A 24,192-nucleotide genomic window follows, 5' to 3' on the forward strand; every position below is an offset into this window, starting at 1 on the left:
CAAAATTTTTGAGGAATTTTTGAAAATATAGCAATTTCCAAAACAAAAAAATCCCGCAAATCAAAGATTTGCAGGATTTACCTATTTTTTAATGCCATTTGAAAACTTCCGTTTTCACATTTTGCGGAGAGTGAGGGATTCGAACCCCCGGACCTGTTACAGTCAACAGTTTTCAAGACTGCCGCAATCGACCACTCTGCCAACTCTCCCTGAACTCCGGCTATGCCTTCGTTTTCAGTGGTGCAAATATAGAACGTTTTTTAATTCTGACAAAATAATTCCCGGATAAATTTTAACAAAATAAAATAATCAGCTAGAAATCAATCGGATTAATTTCCTGGGATTGTCTTTCTGTGTTTATTGATCAACAAACAGGATAAAAAATAAACGCACCAATTCATGATGCGTTTATGATATGATGTATTGATTCAAGTATTAATGCAGTTCAGCAAGATACTTTTCAGCATCCATGGCTGCCATACATCCGCTTCCCGCAGCTGTAATGGCCTGTCTGTAGATATGATCCTGAACATCTCCTGCTGCAAAAACACCAGGAAGGTTGGTTCTTGTTGATCCTTTCTCCGTTTGAATATACCCGTTTTCATCCAGATCAATTTGTCCGGCAAAAATATCTGTATTGGGTTTGTGACCAATGGCAATAAAGATCCCATGCACATCCACGGTAGATTTTTCCTGAGTCTGGTTATTGATTACCACAGCTCTTTCTACAAGATTGTTTTCCCCTTCGATCCCGATCAATTCATGATGAAACTTCACTTCAATATTCGGTGTATTCTGAACTCTGTGAACCATTGCTTTTGAAGCTCTGAACTCATCCTTTCTTACCAACATGGTTACTTTATTCACCAATTTTGCAAGATAGGTAGCTTCCTCAGCAGCTGTATCACCCGCTCCTACTACCACTACGTCTTTTCCTCTGTAGAAAAATCCATCACAGGTGGCACAGGCAGATACTCCTCCTCCATTATATTTTTTCTCATCGTCCAGCCCCAGATATTTTGCAGTGGCTCCTGTAGAGATAATTACTGTTCTTGCCAGGATTTCTTTGTTTCCCGCATACAATTTATGAACACCACCCACTTCCTTAGAAAATTCAGCCTTTGTGATCATTTCATAATGAACTTTGGTGTCAAATCTTTCTGCCTGTTTCTGCAAATCCATCATCATTTCAGGACCTGTAATACCTGCAGGATATCCGGGAAAGTTATCAACCTCCGTTGTTGTTGTTAATTGTCCGCCCGGTTCCAAACCTGTGAACAATTCAGGTTTAAGATCTGCTCTTGCTGCATAAATTGCCGCTGTGAACCCAGATGGCCCTGATCCAACTATTACACAATCTAAAATGTTTTGCTCCATAATTTACTTTTCAAAAAGATTAAAATTAAAGTTCGCTAATTTCGTAATTTTTAATGTTTTATTAAAGGAATTTTAATGATACTTGTCAATAATCAATATGTCGATTGTCGATGAATGTAGTATGGGTTATCAGGCGCTGGTTTCGGGTTCATCAGAGTTTCAAAATTGCTTAATCGCGAAATCGCTTTATATGTCAACATGAGCAATCTCCGACTTCTCAACGCTCTATAAAAATCTTACCCCCCGCAACTCTCAACTCTCAACTCTCAACTCTCAACTCTCAACTCTCAACTCTCAACTACCTACACCTTCATCTTAAATTTATCCACATTAATAATCTTATATACCAGTTCCTTGATCAATTCTGCTTCGCTCATATTCACGGCACCAAGCCCCTTTCCTTTCATATCGAATTCCCTTAAAATAGAAATAACCCTTGTTGCATGTTTCAAAGGATATAGCCTGGCTGTCTCTGCATAATCTTTGATAAAATACGGGTTGATTCCCATCTGAGAGGCGATAACCTGTGGTGGCTGCCCTGCCATTGTCTGGTAAATAATTACATTTGAAAAATAATTGTACAAACTGGCCAGCATCATCACAAAAGGATTATTCTTGGGATTTTTTCCCATAAAATGAGCAATTTTAAATGCTGCATTGGAATTCTTTGTTCCCAAAGCCTTCTGAAGTTCAAAAACATTGAATTCTTTACTGATCCCGATGTGGTTTTCAACGATCGTTCCGTCCAGAACTTCTCCTTCCTTTAAAATGATCTTTAATTTTCCAAGCTCATTGGCGATCCGTGAAAGATCATTTCCAAGATACTCCGCTAAAAGATGGGAAATATTAGGTGCTGTCTTAATATTCAGCTTGATGCATTCATCAGCAATCCATTTAGGAAGATTATTCTCCCGGATCGATTCGCTCAGGAAAAGAGCCTTCGCCTTATCCAACGTTTTTGTTACTTTTTTCCGGCTGTCGAGCTTCTTATGCTTATGGGCAAAAACAAGAACGGTGGAAGGTACAGGGTTTTCAACGTAGGCTTCAAGGATTCTACTTTCCTCTTCATTCAGTCTGAGATCCTGCGCTTCTTTTACAATGATCACCTGCTTGTCCCCCATCATAGGAAATTGTCTTGCCAGCGAAAGAACTTCCTGATAGGTAGTATCTTTCCCATAGGTCACGGTCTGGTTGAAAGCTTTTTCATCCTCTTCCAGAAAGTCGTGTTCAAGAGCCTTTACGGCAACATCAATAAAATAAGGTTCATCTCCGTGGAAAAAATAAATCGGTAAAACTTCTTTATTTTTAATATTTTTGAGGATTAAATCTAATTCTTTCATCTTTTAATGGAACTTCCAAAACTGAATTTTCAGGAAACTTTTGATTTTAAATTCAAGAAAGACAAAGATAAGTTTTTTATTTATGACTTGGTTCGTAAAACTTACCTTTTGCTTACCCCTGAAGAATGGGTAAGACAACATTGGATACATTATTATCTTACTGTAAAATCCTACTCTGTATCTGCATTGGTTACGGAAAAAAAGATCGTTTTAAACGGTCTCACAAAAAGAGTTGACCTGCTGATCACAGAAAAAGCCAAGCCTATTGTTTTGGTGGAATGCAAAGCTCCCCATATTAAACTGACGGAAAAAACTTTTGAACAAACGGCAAGATATAATTCGATCATCGGAGCTAAAGAAATTGTCCTTACCAACGGCCTTCAGCATATCAATGCTTATTTTGAGAATGAGCAGTATCAGTTTTATAAAGCGGATCATTAAAATTTCATTTGCCATTAAATATCTTAGCATCCAATTGTATATGAATCCTCCCGTTAACTAATAGTTCACAATTTTTAAACACAGTCTATAGTTCATAAGAGCATAAATCTCCCTACATTTAAGCTACAAAAATTGTAAATCATTAAATAACAAAGCACTTAAGAGATTCAGTTGAATGTAAAATTCAGATGATAAAGCTATTGTGCGGTTAGTAAATATTGAGCGGATTACTATGAACATCAGGAATATTATATTCGATTTCGGGGGCGTTTTAATGGATTGGAACCCAAGATATTTTTTCAGGGACTATTTCAATGACGATGATAAAATGGAATATTTCCTTACCCACATCGCACAGTCGGAATGGAATGAGGAACAGGACCGGGGAAGAAGCCTTATGGAAGGAACCAACATTCAGGTTCAGAAATTTCCGGATTGGGAAAGAGAGCTTAGAGCGTATTATGACAACTGGCATGTTATGCTGAAAAGTGATATCCCACAAAATGTGGAGGTTTTAAGAAAACTCAGCAAAACCAATTATCACCTGTACGGACTCACCAACTGGTCTGAAGAAACATTTCCCTACGCTCTTGAAAATTATGATTTCTTCCAGCTTTTTGATGGAAAAATTGTGGTTTCAGGAACCGAAAAACTGATAAAACCGGATCCCAAAATATGGCATCTCCTACTGGAACGTTACGATATCCATGCTCATGAATCTGTTTTTATAGACGACAATCCAAAGAATATTGAAATGGCAGAATCTTTAGGTTTTCATACCATACAGGTATATCCTACAACAGATCTGGAAAAAGAACTGATCGGTTTGGGATTGAAATTCTAATAAATAACGGCTTAACAATGTTTTAATGGTTCTTCTGATAAGTTATTTTTATTAACTTAGATGAGGATTTTGATACATTTTTGTTACTTTATTGAGGAAAAAAAAACTCTTTTTACATGAAGTTTCAAGATCGTACCTCATCCATATTCCTTCAGCTATTAAAGAATAATTAGTGTAATTAAAATAACAAAATATGATACGTTCCATCTTATTAACCACCCTTTTTATGACATCGGGAGCATTATTCAGTCAAAACTTAAAACCCGTTTCTTATCAGGACGGCTCACAGAAGCTCAATGGTCTTGTAACATCCAATGCCGGAAAAAAGCTTCCGGGAGTACTAATTTTACCCGCTTGGAAAGGAATTGATGACGAAGCCAAGACAGCTGCTGTAGAGCTTGAAAAACAAGGTTATATTGCGTTTATTGCTGATATTTATGGTGAAGGGAATATTCCTGCCGACAACGACGCAGCCGGAAAAGCAGCGGGACATTACAAACAAAATTATACGGAATACCAAAAACGGATTTCATTGGCGTTAGAACAGCTTAAAAAGAACGGTGCATCCAACGGGAAAGTAGCTGTGATCGGCTATTGTTTTGGTGGAACCGGAGCTTTGGAAGTTGCCAGGGCCAATATGCCTGTAGCCGGTGTTGTATCGATTCATGGAAGCATTGGTAAGGACCAGACAAGAAAGAACGGTCCGATCTCAACGAAAATGCTGATTGAAAATCCGGCAGACGATAAAGGGGTTACCCAACAGGATTATGATAACCTGGTGAAAGAAATGAACGACGGGGCTGCTGACTGGCAGATCATCACCTATGCTCATTCAAAACATATGTTTACTGATCCAAAATCTCCTGATTACAATGAAGTGATGGCTAAGAGAGCATGGAACCATACCCTGATGTTTTTGAAAGAAATTCTGAAGTAACTTTTATACGGACAATGTATTGATCTGGCGATACAACAACGTTATATTGTCAGATCAATATACTGTCCGGTTTTTTATTAATGGCTACTCTTCTCTGTTCACCAGTTCCATGGAAAAGGCAGGAAGACAGATCGCAATGTATTCACAGGGCTCAGTAAAAGGATTACTGTAACGCACTCTGGCTCCCTTTTCCACAAGAATGCTTTGCCCCTTTTCGAGGATGACCGTTTCACCGTCAATTTCAAACTGCTTTTTTCCGGAAACAATAATGGTAAATTCATCAAACTGAGGAGTCTGGTGAGGTTCGCTCCAACCGGGAGGTGCTACCATATGAGCAATTGATATATCTGAATTGTTCGTAGAATTTCCCCAATGTTCCTCAATGAGTTTCCCATCTGTAGTGGGAACGATAAAAGGGGATTTCTGAATTTTATATTTTTTCATTTCAGCCAGCTTTCTTTTTTGATTTCGTACACAAAGTTGGTCCGGGTAGGTTCTGCAAAATAAGCAACCTCTTCTTCTCCTGTCTTTATACCTCCCAATCGTTCCATAGCAATCTGGGAGCGGAGATTTTCTTTTCCTACATGGAAATGAACTTTATCCACGAACTGAAAAATGTAATCCAGCATCAGCTTTTTCACTTTAGGATTGATTCCTTTTCCCCAGGATTTTGTTCCATAAAACGTATACCCGATAAAGATGCTGCTGTCATCTTCGTCGTAATTATAATAACGGGTGCTTCCCAATACGTCTCCCGATGCTTTATCAATAATTTTAAAAGCTCCTTTACTTTCCATCGCTCCCTGAAAAAAGCTTTCAAAAACGTCTCTCTTGTAACGGTCTTTGTTCGGGTGTTGTTCCCAGACCTTAGGATCTGAAGCCACCTCGTATACAGATTCAAAATCCCCTTGTACCAAGGGGATTAATTGAAGTTCATCATTTTCTAAAATAGGTTGAACAGAGAAATTCATACGTCTTAGCTTTTGGTTTTAGCTGCGTCGGTTTCTATTTTCTTGATTTCTTTCAACTTATCAGAAATTTTGATCACCGCATCTAATTTTGCCGGCTTCAAAGCAACTTCTGCCTGAGCCATATCCCACTTAATGACCAAATTTCCGGAATTTTCATCGGTAGGGTTTAATGTAATTTCAAACCATTCCTGTTTATCTGCTAATTTATTTACGGGTACGGTAACGTCTACAACATCCTGCTTTGGATCATAGGTGTACGCGCCCCATTGCTGGAAATCTTTATTTAAAATAACTTTCCATTCTTTTTCAGTTGGAATAATGAATAATCCATAAGTTCCTGCAGGAACTGTTTTCCCTCCAAAGTTAACGGACTGTCCGAAAGTAATTTTTGTTGAAGAGTTTGCTCCTGCTCTCCAAACCTGTCCATAAGGAACCAATTCACCGAAAATTTTACGGCCTTTCACTCCGGGTCTTCCATAATCGATCGTAATCTTAGACATCGAAAATTGTTGTTCCACTCTCTGACGTGGACTTGCTGCCGGTACAGAATAATCCTGTGCAAAACTTAAAGCTGAAGCAGACAGGCAAACTGCGAATAGTAATTTCTTCACGTGTAAATTTTTGCCTAAAATTACGAAATCAAAATAAAACAGCCCTCCCCATTCTTAATAATTTTTGCTTTCGCACTATTAATTTTTAAGACTTTCCAATACTTTTTTTGCCTGCTCAATATGCCTCAAATGATGGTAGATCACAAAACGTAAAGTGTCTCCGAGCTTCAGTTTAATAAGCTTTGAAATACTGATGTTCGTTCTGGTCTTTTCAAGGTTAATATCTTTAGCTTGCTCAAGCAGTCCGAGTAATTGATGCTGTTGTTCAATAAAATCCTTCAACACGTTCTTATCCAATTTACTGTGAATGGGATTCATTGTTTTGAATGTTTTCATTGGATTAAGCTTCTCTTTTGGAAGCATAGACTTTGCGAAGTAGTCCCCTAAAATTCCAGGTGAAAAAGTAACTTTGGGTGGAAATTTTGAGGATAATATCCTTCGGTGGATTTCCGGAATATAAAATTGACCATACCGGTTAAGGTGTGCTATACATTCCAATACAGTCCAGGAGTTTTCAGAGGTTCTGTAATTGAGTTCCTGATCCGTTCTATTGAGAAGAGTTTCTACGTACCGGGTGTTATTTTGCGTAATTTCCTTTAATTCTGATAATAATTGGTCGGTAAGAATTTTCATTGATCCTTTTTCTACAAATTTCAGGATTAATCCATTCTGAAATCTTGATTGAACTCAAGATTTCTTTAACCTCGATAATGTTTCGGGGCTCATGCGCAGATAATTGGCAATATATTTATTGGGAATCTCCTGAAACAGCTTCGGACTCCTTTTCAAAACCCTCTCAAAACGCTCACGGGGAGAATAGATCAGGAGATCTTTTTCCCTTTCAATCTGTTGCAGAACGAGATCTTCCAGAACATGGGTCCACCAATTCAGATGCTGGTCATCCGACCGGATCAACTCATAAAAACTTTTCTTGGAGGCTATTTTTACTGTAGTCCTTTTTATAGCCTGGATGTAAAAATCAGAGGGTTTTTCTGATAAAAAAGAATCAAGTGAAACAATAATGTTCCCTTTATATCCAAACCTGACGATCCGTTCTTCATCCTCATCCATGATAAAAATCCTTACACTTCCTTCTTGCACAAAGTAAATATGGGTATCAGTCTCTCCTTTTACTTTTAAAAACTGGTATCGCTGAATGGTTTTCTGAGCCTGAAATAAACCGGCATCGATCATTGTTTGGAGGGTATTTACAGAACTCATAAATTCCGGATATTTGTTATGATGTGTTCTATAAATTTAAATAAAAAATCAGAATAAGATCGCTTTTTCCAGCTCCAGTAATTTTTGTTTTCTCCAGATGCCACCGGCATAGCCAACCAGATCACCATTAGACCCGATCACCCTATGACAAGGAACCAATATAGCTATTTTATTAATCCCGTTGGCGGTTCCTACAGCACGTATAGCCTTAGGGTTTCCTAAAACCTCAGATTGCTGCTTATAGGTCCTGGTCTCTCCCATTGGAATTTCACATAGCAGCTGCCATACTTTTTCCTGAAACTCTGTACCCGTTATGTATAACGGAACATCAAAAGACTTTCGCCTTCCCTCAAAATATTCCTGTAATTCTCTTTCGAGCTGCTGGAAATGTTTGTTTTCTCCCTGAACGATTTCTGCATTGAGGAATTTTGACAACGAAGCAAACTGCCGGTCCATATTTTTCCGGTCTGTAAATTCAAGAAGACAGATTCCTTCATCAACAGCACAGGCAAACATGGTTCCTAAAGGTGTTTCAATCCTTTTAAGGTCAATAATCTTCTGCCTTCCTGTATGTTTTGGGGAGACTCCTACTATATTTTTAAAGCGTTCATTAAAACCACTCAGACTTTCATAACCCGAGGCCATTGCGGCATCGAGAATACTTTCCCCGTTTTTAATCCTTTTGAAAGCCTTATTTACCTTCAGTTTCCTTTGAAAAGCATGAAAAGTGATCCCGTGATTTTTCAAAAACCAACGGCGAACTGTTACCGGCTCTATATTTCTCGCAATCAAGTCGGAGTCCTTAATTTTCACCGATTCATCACCCATTAATTCATTCAGCAATTCCCGGATGTAGGATGGTGTTTCATTGAGTTTTTCCAGCGGTCTGCATACTTTGCATGCTCTGTAACCATGTGCGATAGCCTCTTTCGTGTCTAAAAAAAACTCCACATTTTCTCTTTTGGGCTTTCTGGCAGTGCAGGTGGGACGACAGAATATTCCGGTCGTTTTTACGGCCATCCAGTACGTTCCTTCAAATGTGGAATCCTTTTCCAGGGAAGCCTGATACATTCTGTCTTCTGTAAGCCTCATTATGATATAAAAATAGGTGAAAAGCTTTGTTTTGCAACAACCTCGCGGCCCGCATCTTCCAAACGATCATAAATGTATCCGTTTAAAAAACTACCGGAGGAAATTCTTTTTACATTAAGCGTTTTTAAAGTTTCAAAATTGGGTAATTCCGGCATACACATAACATTGATAGGAGTCTCCGTGGCATTCACGATGGTTTTGATATCCTCTTCATCGGTAATACACGGTACAAAGATCCCATCCACTCCCAGTTCTTCAAAGATCCGGATTCTTTGCAAAGTTTCTTCAACAGAATTTTCAATTCCCATCAAAAAGGGATCTGTCCGGAAATTGATGAAAATTTCAACAGCATTGTCTTTCAGTTTTGAAATAACAGGTCGGAATTTTTCATAAATTTCATCCTGTGATAGTAATCTCCTTTTTCCGTCCACCACGATACTGTCTTCAATGTTAATCCCTACAGCTCCGGCAGCCGACAGTTTGGAAATATTGGAAACGATCTCATCGGTTGTATTTCCATAACCCGCTTCCAGGTCCACAGATACAGGAATATGAACAGATTTCAGTATCCTTTCAGCCATATAGAAATACTCATCAAAACTCATCTCTTCTCCATCCTCGTACCCCAAACTATGGGCTACCGCAGAGCTTGAAGTGGCTAAAGCTTTATAGCCCAGTTTTTCGTATACTTTCGCGCTTTGTACATTCCATACATTTCCCACCAATAAAGGTTCATTACCATGATGCAGATCTCTGAAAATTTGAATATTTGTCATTTCGCTTTTTTTTATAAAATTAAGTACTGTAGGGTATATTTTGCAACCGAAAAATGAACAAGTATTTTTATTCTTTTATATTTCAAAAATAAAGGTTAATTTCTATACCGAAATCTTTTATCCATGCTGACAAAAATAAAATTCATACTCTTTTTCCTTATTAGCCTCACTACTCTTCACGCACAGGAACCAATTCCTTTCAGATTAACCAAGCACAATAATATTATTGTAAAAGCACTGGTTAATGACAAGGATTCACTAGATCTGATGTTTCAGATTGCCATGGAGGATGCTTCAATATCCCCTCAACGAACCCGGAAGGCAGATCATATTATTTTTAATAAGGATGAAGTCAGTGACAACAACAGGGTGCAATTGGGAAAAATCACCTGGAAAAATGTACGTTTTTTTGATAATGAACTGACCGGACATGAAGCTGACGGAAAGTTCGGAACAGGAGCTTTCTCCGGAAAGGCCTTCAAGATCGATTATGACCATAATCAGTTTGTAATTTATGATCATCTACCCGATCTGAAGGGATTTCAGCCTATAAAATTATATCCCGACAGGGATCAGTTGTTTATTGAGGCAGAAAATATAATCGATGGGAAAACGATTACCGGCCGCTTTCTATTACAATCGGGATATTCCGGTGGACTGCTGTACAATAATCAGTTTGCAGAAGATAACCAGCTGGATAAAAAATTAAAAATAACGGGCGAGAAAACATTAAAGAATTCCAGCGGAAAAAGTGTGATCACAAAACAAGGAATTTTACCTGAGTTTAAAATCGGAAATACAACATTAAAAAATGTTTCTGCAGGATTCTTTGCAGGAGATCTTAAAACGCAAAAAGTAAGTTATTTTGCAGCTGACCTGATCAAAAGGTTCATATGGATATTTGATGCAGACCGGAAAACAGCTTATATTAAACCCAGCCGGTATTTCTCCGATCCTTATTATAAAATCAATTAAAAATTGAAATTCTTATTATGGCCTTAGAACCCAATCTTATTATTTTGCTTACCAAATATGAAGTCCAAATCTTTTAGTTTTTCATTAAATTCAAATTCATTTATTACCTCCATATTTCTAAGCCATACAAAATTATTGTATTGTTTTTCATAGTTTAAGTTAGAGTTTACGTTTCCATATGTTTCAATTAAATATTTATTTCTTTGCCTGAACATATTCGCTATAAAATCATTTACTACAATTTCATTGGGACTTTTCTTATAAATTTTAATAAACTGATTATTTACAATATTTATTCTCCAAATGTTTTCAATAGATTTTAAAGCAAAAAACAAAAAGGAAGTCCCAATAATAAACCAAATAATAGAAGCTTCTCCTTCAACAGTTGGATCACCTTCAATGTATCTCCAGTAATAAACTGCTCCAGATAACAAATAAAAAAAGGCAGAAAGAATAAAGAGAATTAGATTATTTCCTTTGACATCATATTTATTCGGCAAAATACTTTCATAACTAATATCAAATTCATTTTTGTTTCCTAGGTGTTTTGTTTTAATATGAATTTTCGTATCGTAAAATTCTATTATTTGTTTTCTAAATAAACTTTTTTGAGACAATTTCATTTAACAATAAACTTTTATAAAATAATGAATTTTAAGCTGCTCTGTTTATCTACACTATAGCAGCAGAACTCATCATAGACATGTAATAATTGGCACAATGCAATGAAGTGATCAATATAATTTCTTTATCAGGAATTTCCTCAAAAGCTTCGGAGGTAGCGATCTGGTATTCATAATCGGGGTTATTCCACTTAAAATTAGGTTTCATCACTACATATTCAGAACCCTCTTCATCCACCAGCACGAAAGATTCTTTAAAAATCCCTCTGTGCTTAAAGGCATAACTTTTTTTACAATCATTAAAATGGGTCTGAATGACGATTTCTCCGTTCCAGTTCATTCTGAACTTCAGCAGAACACGATCATGGTATTTCAGTTCAATCGTTGTTCCCCAAAAACCTTTAGGTTCTATTACATAATGGGAATAATCCGCCAGGTCAATGACTGCATTGAACTTAAACCAGCTATTATAAGAAAGTTTTCCAATTAATTTCTCATCTTTTGTCACTTCAAAAGATAAAGCATTATTTGATTTTGCGTTATATTCTGCCATGGTTACTTTTGATTTGATGGAATTCTTATTAGTTTTTTTACAATTTTAACAGCCTGAATTTTAACGCTCTAATTTATAAATAAATCGGCAAAAAAAACTAATATGTTTACATCAACTAAAAACCCCGTAAAAAATTTACGGGGCAAAAATTATCTATTTTTTTCGTTTTACATTTATTTTTTCAGGAATTACATCGCTTCCATTTTGAAAGTCATGCTTTCAATTACTTTTAGAATTGCTTCTACAGTATCCATGGAAGTTAAACATGGTACTCCGTTTTCAACACTCATTCTTCTGATCTGGAAACCGTCTCTTTCAACTTGCTTCCCTTTTGTCATGGTATTAACTACATACTGTACTTTACCTTTCTGGATCAGGTCGATAAGGTTGACATCCTCTTCTCCGATCTTGTATCCTATTTTACAAGGAATTCCTTTCTCTTCAAAGAATTTAGCCGTTCCCTCGGTTGCCCAGATTCTGAATCCGACTTCATGGAATCTTGCCGCAAGATCAGCAGCCTCTTCTTTATGCTTATCAGCCACAGTGAAGAGAATAGAGCCATGCATCGGAACTTTTCTTCCTGCAGCGATCAAACCTTTGTAAAGTGCTTTTTCCAGAGTTGTATCTTTTCCCATAACTTCTCCTGTAGATTTCATTTCAGGTCCCAGGGAGATATCAACTTTTGTTAATTTGGAGAAAGAGAACACAGGAACTTTTACAAACACCCCTTCTTTATTAGGTACCAGTCCGTTTTCATATCCAAGGTCTTTTAGTTTCTGACCTAATATTGCTTTTGTTGCCAGATTAGCCATCGGCACATCCGTAATTTTTGAAAGGAAAGGAACCGTTCTTGATGAACGTGGATTTACCTCGATCACATATACATTTCCTTCAAAAAGAACATATTGGATATTCATTAATCCGATCACATTAAGGCCTTTTGCCAGCCTTTGTGTGTAATCTACCAATGTATCAATTTCTTTTTGAGAAACATTCTGCGGTGGATACACTGCGATAGAGTCTCCGGAGTGAACCCCTGCTCTTTCAATGTGCTCCATAATTCCAGGGATAATTACAGTTTCCCCGTCACAGATGGCATCCACTTCCACTTCTTTTCCGGTGATGTAGCGGTCTACCAGTACCGGATGTTCCGGGCTTGCATCTACCGCAAATTCCATATAGTGTGCCAGTTCTGCTTCTGTATATACAATCTCCATGGCTCTTCCTCCCAACACATAACTTGGTCTTACCAACACCGGATATCCGATTTCATTGGCGATCTTTATTGCCTCTTCTTTCGAAGTTGAAGTTTTTCCCAGTGGTTGAGGAATTCCAAGCTCCTGAAGCGCTTTCTCGAATTTATCTCTGTTTTCAGCTCTGTCAAGATCTTCTAATGAAGTTCCCAGGATCTTTACTCCATGGCTGGCCAATTTATCTGCAAGGTTAATCGCTGTTTGTCCTCCGAACTGTACAACGACTCCTGTTGGCTTTTCCAGTTCGATGATGTTCATTACATCTTCTTCCGTCAGAGGTTCAAAATACAGCTTATCTGAGATTGAGAAATCTGTAGAAACAGTCTCAGGGTTGTTATTGATGATGATTGCTTCATATCCCATTTCTTTGATCGCCCATACTGAATGTACCGTTGCATAATCAAATTCTACCCCTTGTCCGATTCTGATAGGTCCCGAACCTAAAACAATGACCTTTTTCTTATCTGAAACCACACTTTCATTTTCCTCCTCATAGGTTCCGTAGAAATATGGGGTTTCACTTTCAAATTCAGCTGCGCAGGTATCCACCATTTTATAAACCGGCATCACCCCATTTTCTTTTCTGAAGTTGAAAACTTCACGCTGTGTCGTCTCCCAAAGGTGGGCGATATTAAGGTCTGCGAAACCTAATTTTTTAGCTTCAATTAAAGTCTCTTTATTGAATTTATTATCTGCAATAACTTTTTCGAAATCAATAAGCTTTTTGATCTTCCAGATAAAGAATTTGTCGATCTTACTCCATTCTACGATCTGTTCCCAGTCATATCCTCTTCTCAACGCATCCCCGATGATAAATAATCTCTCATCATCACAAACTCTGATTCTTCTTTCGATTTCTTCTGCTGTAAGCGCTTCAGCCTGCTTTTTCTTTAATCCGAGATGTCTGATTCCTGTTTCTAGAGAACGGATCGCTTTTTGTAAAGACTCTTCAAAATTTCTTCCGATGGCCATAACCTCTCCGGTAGCTTTCATCTGAGTAGAAAGTCTTCTGTCAGCAGTTTCAAATTTATCGAACGGGAATCTCGGGAATTTGGTTACCACATAATCCAGTGCAGGCTCAAAACATGCATATGTTTTTCCTGTAACCGGATTCATAATTTCATCCAGTGTAAGTCCTACTGCAATTTTAGCCGCAATCTTAGCGATCGGATATCCTGTTGCCTTACTTGCTAAAGCTGATGATCTGGAAACCCTAGGGTTTACCTCGATGATATAATAATTGAATGAGTGAGGATCCAGGGCCAGCTGCACGTTACATCCCCCCTCAATTCCTAATGCTCTGATGATTTTCAGTGATGCATTTCTCAATAGTTGATACTCTCTGTCCGAAAGTGTCTGTGAAGGTGCCACAACAATTGAGTCCCCCGTGTGAACTCCTACCGGATCGATATTCTCCATGTTACAAACCACAATGGCATTGTCGTTCGCATCACGCATAACCTCATATTCAATCTCCTTGAAACCGGCAATTGATTTTTCGATAAGACACTGGGTAACCGGGCTGTATTTCAATCCTAATTCAGCAATCTCCTTCAATTCAGTCTCATTGGAAGCGATTCCACCTCCTGTTCCTCCCATCGTAAAGGCAGGACGAACAATTACAGGATATCCGATTTCTTCTGCAAAATTAAGTGCTCCTTCCACCGTATTTACAATATCAGATTCCGGAACCGGCTCGTTCAACTCTCTCATCAACTCACGGAACAAATCTCTGTCCTCCGCTCTGTTGATCGCTGAAAGTTTAGTTCCAAGTACCTCAACTTTACATTCTTCAAGAATCCCTGATTTCTCTAATTCTACTGCCATATTCAATCCGGTTTGTCCTCCCAAAGTAGGAAGTAACGCATCCGGACGCTCTTTTCTGATGATATGACTTACAAACTGAAGGGATATCGGCTCGATATATACTTTATCAGCGATCTCCACATCCGTCATAATCGTTGCAGGATTTGAGTTGATCAAAATTACCCTGTAGCCTTCTTCTCTCAAAGACAAACAAGCCTGCGTTCCTGCGTAATCGAATTCGGCCGCCTGTCCAATGATGATAGGCCCGGAACCAATTACTAAAATTGTTTTTATATCTGTACGTTTTGCCATTTTCTTTTTTTAGATACAAGATGTTAGATGTCAGATTTCAGACTTCCAACATTGTGTTTTACTTTTTTAAATTAGATTTGAATGTATAAATCATTCTTTGAATTTCATTCAGATGTGATATTAGACTGTCGACTTTTTCCACACTTAGCAATTCCAGTTCTCTTGTTAATATTAGCTGTGTCTGTAGCTCAAAAGAAGAGGCATTTGCAATACCCAGAAAATGATAAAATTCTCTATCATTATTTCTTCCTGCTCCCTCCGCAATATTAGATGGAATTGAGACTACGGATCTTTTAATTTGAGAAATCAAACCAAATTTCTCATCCTTCGGTAAATCAACACAAACCAGGTAAACTTCTTTTGCAAGTTGAATTGATTTCTGCCAGAAAAGTAATTTCTCAAAGTTGTGCATATTTACTTTATTAAAGTCTGAAGTCTAGTGTCTGATATCTGATGTCTATATTATTACTTCTTAAATTTCTCCATTAAATCAATAAACTCATCAAACAAGTAGTTCGCATCTTCCGGGCCTGGGCTTGCTTCCGGGTGATACTGAACAGAGAAACAAGGGTGGATTTTGTGTTTTAATCCTTCATTTGTTCTGTCGTTCAGGGCGATGTGTGTTTCGATAAGATCGGTTCCTTTAAGGCTTTCCTGATCCACTGCATAACCGTGGTTCTGAGAAGTGATTGAAACTTTGTTTTTCTCTAAATCTAACACTGGGTGGTTACCTCCTCTGTGTCCGAACTTCAATTTGAATGTTTTGGCTCCGCAGGCTAATCCGATCAATTGGTGTCCGAGACAGATTCCAAAGATGGGAACTTTTCCTAAAAGACCACGGATCATTTCCAAAGCTTTAGGATTATCTTCAGGGTCACCAGGACCGTTTGAAAGCATAATTCCATCCGGATTCATTAATAAAATTTCTTCGGCTGTAGTATCGTGTGATACAACAATAATATCACAGTTTCTTTGGGAAAGTTCTCTGATGATTCCCAGTTTGGAGCCGAAATCTACCAGCACCACTTTAAACCCTCTTCCCGGATTAGCATATGGTGTTTTTGTAGAAACTGTTTCTACCTGGTTGGTAGGGAAAGTTGTTGATTTTAATTCCTGTACGATTGTGTTTTCATCTGCATCGGCGTTCACTATTTTCCCTTTTACAACTCCCGAATTACGAAGAATCCTTGTCAGTCTTCTTGTGTCAATTCCTGAAATTCCTGAAAGGTTTTTCTTTTTGAATAGTTCATCTAAAGTAATCTGAGTACGGAAATTCGATGGTAAATCGCAAATTTCTTTTACAATAAGACCTTTAATAGCCGGCTCAATACTTTCATAATCATCACGGTTGATCCCGTAATTTCCGATCAGCGGATACGTCATACATACAATCTGACCACAATAAGATGGGTCGGAAATCAATTCTTGATATCCCGTCATTCCGGTATTGAAAACCACTTCTCCTGCAGTTTCCAATTCTGCTCCGAAACCTTCTCCGTAAAAAACCTCTCCGGATTCTAATATTAATTTCTTTTTCATTTTACTTTTATTAGAGCTAAGAACCTAGAGTCAAGAATCAAGATTTAAAATCTTGTGCGTCATCATTGCTCTTGGTTCTTGTATCTTGTTTCTATTATCTATTTAAATTTAAATCCTTTTCCTTCCAATGCATTTTTCAGTATGGCCATCCTTGCAAAAACCCCGTTCTGCATTTGTTTGAAGATCCTTGAACGTTCACATTCCACAAGATCTGTGTCAATCTCCACTCCTCTGTTGATCGGTGCCGGATGCATAATAATAGCTCCTTTCTTCATTGCCTGCTCCCTTTCTTTTGTTAATCCGTATTTTCTATGGTACTCGGATGCTGAAAAGCTCATTTTAGCATCGTGTCTTTCGTGCTGAATTCTCAACAGCATCAGGACATCCACTTCATGGATCAGCTCGTCTACCGATTGGTATGTTCCGTTGATTAAGGCTCCCTCATCAAACCATTGCTCAGGCCCAGAAAAATATACTTTGGCACCTAACCTTCTTAATGCCTCAGCATTCGAGTTGGCTACCCTGCTGTGTTTCACATCTCCTACGATTCCTATTTTCAGTCCTTCGAATTTCCCAAACTCCTGGTAGATGGTCATGAGATCCAGCATACATTGTGACGGATGGTTTCCGGTTCCGTCTCCCCCGTTGATCACAGGGATGTTGATATTTTTCAATTCTTCGAAGAACCCGTCTTTTTTGTCTCTTATTACGACTAAGTTTACTCCTATACTTTCGATCGTCTTCACAGTGTCATATAAACTTTCGCCTTTATTTACTGAACTGTGAGAAGCATCAAAAGGAACCACCTGCAATCCCAGTTTTCTTTCAGCCACATCGAAGCTTGTTTTTGTTCTGGTGCTGTCTTCAAAAAACAGATTTGAGCAAAAAACCTCACCGTCAATTTTAGCTGTTTTTCCTTCAGCAAAAGCCAGCGCTTCTGTTAGTATACTGTTGATTTTCTCTGTACTTAGTTCTGCAATCGTAAACATAATATCTTAATTTTTTTACATAAAAAAAGCGAAGACAAAATCTTCGCTTAATAACAATAAATATCGTAAAGGGCGCTTTCGCCCGGTAAATCTAATGATATAAATACTCTTTTATTCATTAGGTGCAAAGATATAACAATTAACCGAATTGACAAAACTAAAGTTCTAAAAAAATTAAAAAACTTTAATCACACCTTATTCTCATTTTTTCTTAATATTTTTGTTAAAATTCAAATTGCTCATATGGACGCCAAAGACAAAATGATTCTCAGTATTATCCAGGAAGACTCTACCTTATCAGTAAAAGAAATCTCCGAGAAGATAGGTCTTACTTTTACTCCTACTTATGAGCGTATCAAGCAGCTGGAGAAACAGGGTGTCATTGAAAAATACGTCGGCCTTCTGAATCGTGAAAAACTAGGCCTTAATATTGTGGTGTATTGTAATGTCCGGCTCAAAGAGCAATCCAAGAAAGTATTGGAGACTTTTGAGAAAAACATCAGCAAATATGACGAGGTTCAGGAAATCATAAGTCTCTCCGGAGAATATGATTATATGTTAAAGATCATCGCTAAAGATATCAACTCTTATAATGATTTTGCCGTAAGCGTGATTTCAAACATTCCTAATATTGGTCAGTACCACAGCTCCATCGTTCTGCATGAGGTTAAAAAATCCACCAAATTTAAAATTGACCTGGACTAATTTCTTTTAGCAGAAAGGCATAATGGCCATTATACGATTGGGCAATTCAGCTATTCTACCTTTTTGCCGGATTTGAAATCCAATGTACTGATTTACCCTACTATCTTATTTTTTAATTTATTGAACTGGTAGCTTACTTTATCCAGACAAAGGTTTCCGATACTTCCCTGGTGAGAATGATGGAGGTCTGTAATTTCATAATCAAACTCATTATTCTCAATTTCCTGTCCTACCTTTATATATGCATCACGGAAAGAACTTCCTTTTTTAACCTCTTCATTGATCTTCTCTACACTGAACAGATATTTATATTTCTCGTCTTCAAGAATACCATCCTTTACTTTAATATGTGGTAAAGTGTAGTTCAGAATTTCAAGACATTCCTTCAAAGAGTCAATCGCAGGAAATAAGATTTCTTTTGTGAGCTGCACATCTCTGTGATATCCCGACGGAAGATTATTCGTTAATAAGATAAGCTCATTGGGCAGCGATTGAATTCTGTTGCATCGTGCCCGTACCAGTTCGAAGATATCAGGATTCTTTTTATGAGGCATAATACTGCTTCCGGTAGTAAATTCTTTAGGAAAGCTTATGAAATCAAAATTCTGACTTAAATACAAGCATACATCATACGAAAATTTCCCAAGGGTCCCTGCCATTGTTGCCATTGCCATTGCAAGCATTTTTTCAGATTTACCGCGGGTCATCTGTGCATATACTGCATTGTAATTCATCGTCTGGAAACCCAGATTATAGGTGGTACTTTCACGATCTATAGGAAAAGAGGAACCATAACCCGCAGCAGACCCTAACGGATTTTTATTAATGATGTTTTTTACTGAAAACAACATTTCAAGGTCGTCTAACAAAGCTTCTGCATAGGCTCCAAACCACAGTCCGAAGGAAGATGGCATTGCAATCTGTAAATGGGTATACCCGGGAAGCAACACATTTTTATGTTGGTCTGCCAGCTGGATAAGCAGTTGGAAAAACCCATCCGTAAGACCTGCTATTTCACGGATCTCATCCAGAAGGTATAGTTTTATATCCAGTAAAACCTGATCATTACGGGATCTTGCCGTATGAATTTTTTTACCGGTATCTCCTAATTTTTCAATCAGGATGGCTTCAACCTGTGAGTGGATATCTTCTGCCTGGGTATCGATTTCGAAATCTCCGTTTTCTATATCTTTTAATATCATCGACAGAACAGAGGTCATCTGTTCAGCTTCGTCATGGGAAATAATTCCAACCTCTGCAAGCATCTTACAATGTGCCAAAGAACCTTTAACATCATATTTCGCCAGACGTTCATCAAAATCAAGGTCTTTACCGACAGTAAACTTATTGACTAATATATTGGTGGCAAGATCATCTTTCTGCCATATCTTTTTCATAATTGTTTGTTTAAAATAGTATTAATTGATTTTAGGTTGTTTTTTTTACCCAGCATGCTCTTTCCATCTTCCTGAACTGAACATCTTCCACATTCAACAAAGTCTTTTATTTTTAATTGTCATTTTGCATAAATCTTATTAAAAACGATACTCTTCATTATGATCATGCTGGGTGTCAAAACATTTTCTTTAGATTTCAGATGTCAGATATTCAATGCTTTCAAATAATTCTGATATCTGCTGTCTTTTACAAAACCCTTTCTAAAATCCGGATATAAATATCAATCCCTTCTTTTATCTCATGGAGTTCTATAAATTCATCAGCCGTATGAGAGCGCCTACTGTCTCCGGGACCGATCTTAACAGAAGTACATGGGATAATTGCCTGATCCGAAGATGTCGGGGAACCGTAAGTTGACCTTCCAATAGCCAGTCCTGCCTGTACAAAAGGATGGTCAGGTTCTATTTTTGAAGAATTCAGCCTGAAAGACCTTGCCGTAAGGTTGGATTTCATTTGAGACTGAATGATTTCAAAAGCCTCTTCATTCGTATACTCATCCGTCACCCTCACATCCAATGTAAACTGGCAGGATTCGGGAACTACATTGTGCTGAACTCCTGCATGGATACCGGATAGGGTAATTTTAACCTCTCCGAGATAATCAGATACCTTTGGGAATTTAAAATGGGTGATATGCTGCAGATCCTCCATACATTTTACAATGGCATTATCATCATTGGGATGGGCAGCATGGGAAGCAGTGCCTTTCATTTCACCGTCAATGACCAGAAGTCCTTTTTCTGCTATCGCCAGATTCATCTGTGTGGGTTCTCCCACAATAGCCAGCTCCACCTTAGGTAATTGTGGAAAAAGAGCTTCAATTCCATCAAATCCTGAAATTTCCTCCTCTGCCGTCAGGGCAATAATTAAATTATATTTTAAATCGTCTCTATTATAAAAATGTAGAAAGGTTTGTGCTAAAGAAACCAAGGATGCTCCTGCGTCATTGCTTCCCAAACCATACAGTTTTCCATCTTTTTCAATCGCCGTAAATGGATCCAGTGTATACGCTTTATTAGGTTTCACCGTATCATGATGGGTGTTCAATAACACAGAAGGTTTGGATGCGTCAAAATATTTATTGACAGCCCATATGTTATTTTTAAAACGTTTTACCGGGATCAGATGCTTCTGAAAAAAGTTTTCAATAGCTACAGATGTATTGTACTCATCCTTGCTGAATGAAGGAATTTCAATCAGTTTTTTCAGCAGTTCAATCGCATTATCGAACAATTCTTCTTGACTATAAACAGATTTCAGTGCCTCCATGATGGTTTTCTATATGGTTTTTTAATTGAGTTTCTTTTATTAAGAATACCTTATTTACATTGTTTTTAATCGCACCCAGTGCGTTTTCAAGTTTTGGCAATATGCCTTTATGCAGTTTTCCCTCTTCTTTCAGGGTTGAAAAATCTTCGGACGATACACTTTTAATTACAGAATAAGGATCATCCACATTTTCCAATACTCCTTCTTTATCAAAACAATAGAGCAATTCCACATCGTATTTCTTCGATAAGGCCTGTGCAATCACCGAAGCTATTGTATCTGCATTGGTATTGAAAAGATTTCCTTTTTTATCATGCGTAATAGCCGAAAATACAGGAACAAGCTCAAGCTTAATTAATTTGGATATCAATTTATTATTGACGCTTTTCTTCTCAATGTCTCCTACAAATCCAAAATCAATTTCTGCATGTTCTCTTTTCTTGGCTTTAATCAAATTGGCATCAGCTCCTGAAAACCCTATTGCTTTACATTTTTTCTGCTGAAGTTTTGCGACAATGTTTTTATTAATTCCACCTGCATACACCATTGCCACAATATTCAGAGTCTCCTTATCAGTAATTCTACGCCCGTTGACGAGCTTCTGCTCAACTCCCAATTTATCAGCCAGGTCAGTAGCTAGTTTTCCGCCACCATGAACAAGAATCTTCTTTTCTTTGATTTGAGAAAACTGCTCTAAAAACTGATCCAATAACTCTTCGTCATCAATTAATGCACCTCCTATTTTTACAACAAAAAGCTTGTCCATAATCTCCTGTTATTTACTTTGGTTAATTTCATCCAGGATTTCACTGAACACTGCCTGAGCAGAAAAAATCCGGTTTTTAGCCTGTTGGTAAATAATAGAATTTTCACCATCCATTACTTCGTCACTCAATTCTACATTCCGGCGAACCGGAAGACAATGCATTACTTTTCCGTTATTGGTTTGCGCCAACTTCTCAGCTGTCAACATCCAGTTTTCCTTCACTTCTGGCATCGCAGCATATTCATCAAAAGATGACCAGTTTTTAACATAGACAAAATCCGCATCTTTTAAAGCTTCATCCTGGTTATGAATGATTTTCGTCTGTTTTGTGAAGTTTGAGTCCAAATCATACCCTTCAGGATTGGTAATAACAAAATCCACATCCATTTCCTGCATCCATTCCGTAAAGGAATTCGCAACTGCCTGAGCGATCGGCTTGATATGAGGAGCCCAAGTAAGGACTACTTTAGGCTTACGTTCTTCTTTCCAGTTTTCGCTAATGGTTATACAATCCGCTAAACTCTGCAGAGGATGACGTGTTGCCGACTCCAAAGAAATTACAGGAACCTTCGCGTGTTGCTGAAACTGGCTTAGAATACTTTCATTCACATCATCTTCTTTACTTTTCATTCCCGCAAAGCAACGAACCGCAATGATATCGCAGTATTGATTCAATACTTCTATCGCATCTTTAATATGTTCTACAGTATCTCCGTTCATTACAGCTCCGTCAGCAAATTCAAGATTCCAGGCTTCTTGTGCAGCATTTAATGTTAAGATATTAAGTCCCAGGTTCTGTGCAGCGATCTGGCTGCTTAAACGGGTTCTCAGACTTGAGTTAAGAAATACCAATCCAATGGTTTTTCCCTTTCCTTTTTCGGTTTCAGAATGGGGATTTTCTTTTATATATAAGGCTTTTTTTATAATTTCCTGTAAGTTTTCAATATCGCTTACAGCAGTAAAGTTTTTCATTGTATAAATTTTATTTAATGGTCAACAGACTCTTATTTCTATATTTTTAAAACCATTAGAGACGTCTTATGACTATCCTATAGTTTTACCCTTTTACGATCCTGCAATTTTACGCTTAGCAATCTATCATTTTCGTTTTTGCAATTCCGCAATTTTCACTCTTACAATTTCGTCAGTACTTCCCTCAATGCATCAATGAAAAGATTTGTTTCCTCTTTCCTGATATTGAGTGCAGGAAGGATCCTCAGCACCGTTTTATCATTAGAATTTCCGGTAAAAATATGATGATCGTAAAGCAGGCTTTTCCTTACCTCTGCACAATCCCTGTCCAGCTCTATCCCTATCATCAGGCCTTTCCTTCGTATAGAGATGATATGTGGTAAATCTTCAATTTCTTTTTCGATATAGCTTCCCATATGCTCAGCATTATCAATAAGGCTTTCATCCCTGATAACATCTAAAACAGCAATCGCTGCAGCACATGCCAGGTGATTACCTCCAAAAGTAGTTCCCAGCAAACCATGGCTTGCTTCAAATTTAGGATGGATCAGGACTCCACCAATCGGAAAGCCATTCCCCATTCCTTTTGCGGTTGTAATTATATCAGGCTGGATACCGAACTCCTGGTGAGCAAAGAAATAACCCGTTCTACCATATCCTGACTGAACCTCATCTAAGATCAAAATAGCATTATATTGATCGCATAGCTCTTTAATTCTAGATAAAAACTCCGGCGTTGGAATCATAATTCCACCCACTCCCTGAATCCCTTCAATAATCACCGAAGAAATTGAATCTCCCTGAGTTCTGAAAACTTCATCTAATTGCTCTACATTATTCCATTCCGACTTTATGAAACGTTCGGAATAATTGACAGGTGCTACAATTTTCGGATTATCCGTTACGGAAACTGCCGCAGAGGTTCTCCCGTGAAAAGACCCGGAAAAATAAAGCACTTTACTTTTTCCATTATGAAAAGAAGCAAGTTTTAACGCATTTTCATTGGCTTCAGCTCCGGAATTACACAGGAAAAGATCATAGTCTTCGTATCCTGATATCTCTCCAAGTTTCGATGCCAGTTCATTTTGCAATTCGTTTTGTACTGAATTGGAGTAAAAAGAAATTTTTTCTAACTGATCCCTTAATTTCTCCTGATAATAAGGATGATTATGACCTATAGAGATCACTGCATGGCCTCCATAAAAATCAAGGTACTTTTCTCCCTTATCATCCCAAAGAAATGATCCCTTTGCTTTTACAGGATTTATATTGAATAATGGATATACGTTAAATAAGTTCATTTTTTTTAATTGAAGTTGAAAGTTTTTAGTTACCGGTTTCGGGTTATTGTTTTACAATTCC

Annotated in this window: 25 protein-coding genes and 1 tRNA gene; 5 read left to right on the top strand and 21 right to left on the bottom strand. The window is 37.7% G+C overall.

The window, feature by feature from the left end:
- Positions 1 to 124 precede the first annotated feature (124 nt).
- The 3 genes from AAEU33_RS17845 to holA form a co-directional block, all read right to left on the bottom strand.
- Positions 125 to 209: transfer RNA gene (locus AAEU33_RS17845), tRNA-Ser, on the bottom strand.
- 226 nt (positions 210 to 435) lie between these two features.
- Positions 436 to 1,377, bottom strand: a complete 942-nt coding sequence (gene trxB, locus AAEU33_RS17850; RefSeq protein ID WP_172277927.1) for a thioredoxin-disulfide reductase — start codon at positions 1,375 to 1,377, stop codon at positions 436 to 438.
- A gap of 302 nt (positions 1,378 to 1,679) precedes the next feature.
- Complete coding sequence (holA, locus tag AAEU33_RS17855) at positions 1,680 to 2,717, bottom strand: DNA polymerase III subunit delta (protein WP_345989369.1); 1,038 nt, start codon at positions 2,715 to 2,717, stop codon at positions 1,680 to 1,682.
- A 6-nt stretch (positions 2,718 to 2,723) separates the two neighbouring features.
- On the opposite strand from holA, the gene AAEU33_RS17860 reads away from it, so the two are divergent.
- The 3 genes from AAEU33_RS17860 to AAEU33_RS17870 all read left to right on the top strand — a co-directional run bounded on the left by AAEU33_RS17860 (position 2,724) and on the right by AAEU33_RS17870 (position 4,939).
- Positions 2,724 to 3,158 carry a type I restriction enzyme HsdR N-terminal domain-containing protein gene (locus tag AAEU33_RS17860; protein ID WP_172277923.1) on the top strand — a complete coding sequence of 145 codons (435 nt, stop codon included), beginning with the start codon at positions 2,724 to 2,726 and terminating at the stop codon, positions 3,156 to 3,158.
- A gap of 232 nt (positions 3,159 to 3,390) precedes the next feature.
- Positions 3,391 to 4,002 carry an HAD family phosphatase gene (locus tag AAEU33_RS17865; RefSeq protein ID WP_172277921.1) on the top strand — a complete coding sequence of 204 codons (612 nt, stop codon included), beginning with the start codon at positions 3,391 to 3,393 and terminating at the stop codon, positions 4,000 to 4,002.
- Between the two features lie 193 nt (positions 4,003 to 4,195).
- Complete coding sequence (locus AAEU33_RS17870) at positions 4,196 to 4,939, top strand: dienelactone hydrolase family protein (RefSeq protein WP_345989372.1); 744 nt, start codon at positions 4,196 to 4,198, stop codon at positions 4,937 to 4,939.
- An 84-nt stretch (positions 4,940 to 5,023) separates the two neighbouring features.
- On the opposite strand, the gene AAEU33_RS17875 is transcribed toward AAEU33_RS17870, so the two are convergent.
- The 7 genes from AAEU33_RS17875 to AAEU33_RS17905 form a co-directional block, all read right to left on the bottom strand.
- Positions 5,024 to 5,383, bottom strand: a complete 360-nt coding sequence (locus AAEU33_RS17875) for a cupin domain-containing protein (protein ID WP_273647574.1) — start codon at positions 5,381 to 5,383, stop codon at positions 5,024 to 5,026.
- The gene (locus tag AAEU33_RS17880) at positions 5,380 to 5,910 is read right to left on the bottom strand and encodes a GNAT family N-acetyltransferase (RefSeq protein WP_345989374.1); all 531 of its coding nucleotides are present in this window, start codon (positions 5,908 to 5,910) and stop codon (positions 5,380 to 5,382) included. Before AAEU33_RS17880 ends, AAEU33_RS17875 begins: the two co-directional genes overlap by 4 nt.
- A gap of 5 nt (positions 5,911 to 5,915) precedes the next feature.
- Positions 5,916 to 6,521 (bottom strand): DUF2911 domain-containing protein, encoded by a 606-nt coding sequence (locus AAEU33_RS17885; RefSeq protein WP_172277915.1) that lies wholly within the window; start codon positions 6,519 to 6,521, stop codon positions 5,916 to 5,918.
- A gap of 78 nt (positions 6,522 to 6,599) precedes the next feature.
- The gene (locus AAEU33_RS17890) at positions 6,600 to 7,154 is read right to left on the bottom strand and encodes a DinB family protein (RefSeq protein WP_345989376.1); all 555 of its coding nucleotides are present in this window, start codon (positions 7,152 to 7,154) and stop codon (positions 6,600 to 6,602) included.
- Positions 7,155 to 7,208: 54 nt separating this feature from the next.
- Positions 7,209 to 7,742: a Crp/Fnr family transcriptional regulator gene (locus tag AAEU33_RS17895; RefSeq protein ID WP_345989378.1), complete on the bottom strand. Its 534-nt coding sequence runs from the start codon at positions 7,740 to 7,742 to the stop codon at positions 7,209 to 7,211.
- Positions 7,743 to 7,790: 48 nt separating this feature from the next.
- Positions 7,791 to 8,834 (bottom strand): methylated-DNA--[protein]-cysteine S-methyltransferase, encoded by a 1,044-nt coding sequence (locus AAEU33_RS17900; protein ID WP_345989380.1) that lies wholly within the window; start codon positions 8,832 to 8,834, stop codon positions 7,791 to 7,793.
- The gene (locus AAEU33_RS17905) at positions 8,834 to 9,610 is read right to left on the bottom strand and encodes an isocitrate lyase/phosphoenolpyruvate mutase family protein (protein WP_345989382.1); all 777 of its coding nucleotides are present in this window, start codon (positions 9,608 to 9,610) and stop codon (positions 8,834 to 8,836) included. Before AAEU33_RS17905 ends, AAEU33_RS17900 begins: the two co-directional genes overlap by 1 nt.
- Positions 9,611 to 9,733: 123 nt before the next feature.
- Here AAEU33_RS17905 and AAEU33_RS17910 point away from each other — a divergent pair, with 123 nt between their 5' ends.
- Entirely contained in the window at positions 9,734 to 10,585 is an 852-nt protein-coding gene (locus AAEU33_RS17910) for a hypothetical protein (protein WP_345989384.1), read from the top strand.
- Between the two features lie 23 nt (positions 10,586 to 10,608).
- Here the strand turns inward: AAEU33_RS17910 and AAEU33_RS17915 are convergent, their stop codons facing one another.
- The 6 genes from AAEU33_RS17915 to AAEU33_RS17940 form a co-directional block, all read right to left on the bottom strand.
- Positions 10,609 to 11,208 carry a hypothetical protein gene (locus tag AAEU33_RS17915; RefSeq protein ID WP_345989386.1) on the bottom strand — a complete coding sequence of 200 codons (600 nt, stop codon included), beginning with the start codon at positions 11,206 to 11,208 and terminating at the stop codon, positions 10,609 to 10,611.
- A gap of 49 nt (positions 11,209 to 11,257) precedes the next feature.
- Entirely contained in the window at positions 11,258 to 11,761 is a 504-nt protein-coding gene (locus tag AAEU33_RS17920) for a hypothetical protein (protein ID WP_172277903.1), read from the bottom strand.
- A 188-nt stretch (positions 11,762 to 11,949) separates the two neighbouring features.
- Positions 11,950 to 15,132 carry a carbamoyl-phosphate synthase large subunit gene (gene carB, locus AAEU33_RS17925; protein ID WP_345989389.1) on the bottom strand — a complete coding sequence of 1,061 codons (3,183 nt, stop codon included), beginning with the start codon at positions 15,130 to 15,132 and terminating at the stop codon, positions 11,950 to 11,952.
- Positions 15,133 to 15,190: 58 nt separating this feature from the next.
- Complete coding sequence (locus tag AAEU33_RS17930) at positions 15,191 to 15,544, bottom strand: four helix bundle protein (RefSeq protein ID WP_345989391.1); 354 nt, start codon at positions 15,542 to 15,544, stop codon at positions 15,191 to 15,193.
- Positions 15,545 to 15,597: 53 nt separating this feature from the next.
- A complete protein-coding gene (locus tag AAEU33_RS17935; protein ID WP_345989393.1) occupies positions 15,598 to 16,671 on the bottom strand; it encodes a carbamoyl phosphate synthase small subunit in 1,074 nt (357 codons plus the stop codon).
- Positions 16,672 to 16,769: 98 nt separating this feature from the next.
- Positions 16,770 to 17,660 carry an aspartate carbamoyltransferase catalytic subunit gene (locus tag AAEU33_RS17940; protein ID WP_345989395.1) on the bottom strand — a complete coding sequence of 297 codons (891 nt, stop codon included), beginning with the start codon at positions 17,658 to 17,660 and terminating at the stop codon, positions 16,770 to 16,772.
- Between the two features lie 243 nt (positions 17,661 to 17,903).
- On the opposite strand from AAEU33_RS17940, the gene AAEU33_RS17945 reads away from it, so the two are divergent.
- Positions 17,904 to 18,365, top strand: coding sequence for an Lrp/AsnC family transcriptional regulator (locus tag AAEU33_RS17945; RefSeq protein ID WP_172277890.1), 462 nt, complete (start codon positions 17,904 to 17,906; stop codon positions 18,363 to 18,365).
- A 92-nt stretch (positions 18,366 to 18,457) separates the two neighbouring features.
- Here the strand turns inward: AAEU33_RS17945 and argH are convergent, their stop codons facing one another.
- The 5 genes from argH to AAEU33_RS17970 form a co-directional block, all read right to left on the bottom strand.
- The gene (gene argH / locus AAEU33_RS17950; protein WP_345989397.1) at positions 18,458 to 19,762 is read right to left on the bottom strand and encodes an argininosuccinate lyase; all 1,305 of its coding nucleotides are present in this window, start codon (positions 19,760 to 19,762) and stop codon (positions 18,458 to 18,460) included.
- 247 nt (positions 19,763 to 20,009) lie between these two features.
- Positions 20,010 to 21,092, bottom strand: a complete 1,083-nt coding sequence (locus tag AAEU33_RS17955; protein ID WP_345989399.1) for a M20 family metallo-hydrolase — start codon at positions 21,090 to 21,092, stop codon at positions 20,010 to 20,012.
- Positions 21,067 to 21,858 (bottom strand): acetylglutamate kinase, encoded by a 792-nt coding sequence (gene argB / locus AAEU33_RS17960; RefSeq protein WP_345989401.1) that lies wholly within the window; start codon positions 21,856 to 21,858, stop codon positions 21,067 to 21,069. Before argB ends, AAEU33_RS17955 begins: the two co-directional genes overlap by 26 nt.
- Positions 21,859 to 21,867: 9 nt before the next feature.
- Entirely contained in the window at positions 21,868 to 22,830 is a 963-nt protein-coding gene (locus AAEU33_RS17965) for an N-acetylornithine carbamoyltransferase (RefSeq protein WP_345989403.1), read from the bottom strand.
- A 161-nt stretch (positions 22,831 to 22,991) separates the two neighbouring features.
- A complete protein-coding gene (locus AAEU33_RS17970) occupies positions 22,992 to 24,131 on the bottom strand; it encodes an aminotransferase class III-fold pyridoxal phosphate-dependent enzyme (protein ID WP_345989405.1) in 1,140 nt (379 codons plus the stop codon).
- Positions 24,132 to 24,192 lie beyond the last annotated feature (61 nt).

Source organism: Chryseobacterium sp. Chry.R1, from assembly GCF_039645525.1.
Taxonomy (GTDB): Bacteria; Bacteroidota; Bacteroidia; order Flavobacteriales; family Weeksellaceae; genus Chryseobacterium; species Chryseobacterium proteolyticum.

Bases quoted from the DNA above. Each gene is read 5' to 3' on its own strand.
- argH (WP_345989397.1), bottom strand. From the start codon at position 19,762: ATGAAAAAGATATGGCAGAAAGATGATCTTGCCACCAATATATTAGTC.
- AAEU33_RS17895 (WP_345989378.1), bottom strand. From the start codon at position 7,742: ATGAGTTCTGTAAATACCCTCCAAACAATGATCGATGCCGGTTTATTT.
- AAEU33_RS17945 (WP_172277890.1), top strand. From the start codon at position 17,904: ATGGACGCCAAAGACAAAATGATTCTCAGTATTATCCAGGAAGACTCT.
- AAEU33_RS17875 (WP_273647574.1), bottom strand. From the start codon at position 5,383: ATGAAAAAATATAAAATTCAGAAATCCCCTTTTATCGTTCCCACTACA.
- argB (WP_345989401.1), bottom strand. From the start codon at position 21,858: ATGGACAAGCTTTTTGTTGTAAAAATAGGAGGTGCATTAATTGATGAC.
- AAEU33_RS17865 (WP_172277921.1), top strand. From the start codon at position 3,391: ATGAACATCAGGAATATTATATTCGATTTCGGGGGCGTTTTAATGGAT.
- trxB (WP_172277927.1), bottom strand. From the start codon at position 1,377: ATGGAGCAAAACATTTTAGATTGTGTAATAGTTGGATCAGGGCCATCT.
- AAEU33_RS17860 (WP_172277923.1), top strand. From the start codon at position 2,724: ATGGAACTTCCAAAACTGAATTTTCAGGAAACTTTTGATTTTAAATTC.
- AAEU33_RS17905 (WP_345989382.1), bottom strand. From the start codon at position 9,610: ATGACAAATATTCAAATTTTCAGAGATCTGCATCATGGTAATGAACCT.
- AAEU33_RS17915 (WP_345989386.1), bottom strand. From the start codon at position 11,208: ATGAAATTGTCTCAAAAAAGTTTATTTAGAAAACAAATAATAGAATTT.
- holA (WP_345989369.1), bottom strand. From the start codon at position 2,717: ATGAAAGAATTAGATTTAATCCTCAAAAATATTAAAAATAAAGAAGTT.
- AAEU33_RS17910 (WP_345989384.1), top strand. From the start codon at position 9,734: ATGCTGACAAAAATAAAATTCATACTCTTTTTCCTTATTAGCCTCACT.
- AAEU33_RS17970 (WP_345989405.1), bottom strand. From the start codon at position 24,131: ATGAACTTATTTAACGTATATCCATTATTCAATATAAATCCTGTAAAA.
- AAEU33_RS17935 (WP_345989393.1), bottom strand. From the start codon at position 16,671: ATGAAAAAGAAATTAATATTAGAATCCGGAGAGGTTTTTTACGGAGAA.
- AAEU33_RS17880 (WP_345989374.1), bottom strand. From the start codon at position 5,910: ATGAATTTCTCTGTTCAACCTATTTTAGAAAATGATGAACTTCAATTA.
- AAEU33_RS17890 (WP_345989376.1), bottom strand. From the start codon at position 7,154: ATGAAAATTCTTACCGACCAATTATTATCAGAATTAAAGGAAATTACG.
- AAEU33_RS17930 (WP_345989391.1), bottom strand. From the start codon at position 15,544: ATGCACAACTTTGAGAAATTACTTTTCTGGCAGAAATCAATTCAACTT.
- AAEU33_RS17955 (WP_345989399.1), bottom strand. From the start codon at position 21,092: ATGGAGGCACTGAAATCTGTTTATAGTCAAGAAGAATTGTTCGATAAT.
- AAEU33_RS17920 (WP_172277903.1), bottom strand. From the start codon at position 11,761: ATGGCAGAATATAACGCAAAATCAAATAATGCTTTATCTTTTGAAGTG.
- AAEU33_RS17870 (WP_345989372.1), top strand. From the start codon at position 4,196: ATGATACGTTCCATCTTATTAACCACCCTTTTTATGACATCGGGAGCA.
- AAEU33_RS17965 (WP_345989403.1), bottom strand. From the start codon at position 22,830: ATGAAAAACTTTACTGCTGTAAGCGATATTGAAAACTTACAGGAAATT.
- AAEU33_RS17940 (WP_345989395.1), bottom strand. From the start codon at position 17,660: ATGTTTACGATTGCAGAACTAAGTACAGAGAAAATCAACAGTATACTA.
- AAEU33_RS17900 (WP_345989380.1), bottom strand. From the start codon at position 8,834: ATGAGGCTTACAGAAGACAGAATGTATCAGGCTTCCCTGGAAAAGGAT.
- carB (WP_345989389.1), bottom strand. From the start codon at position 15,132: ATGGCAAAACGTACAGATATAAAAACAATTTTAGTAATTGGTTCCGGG.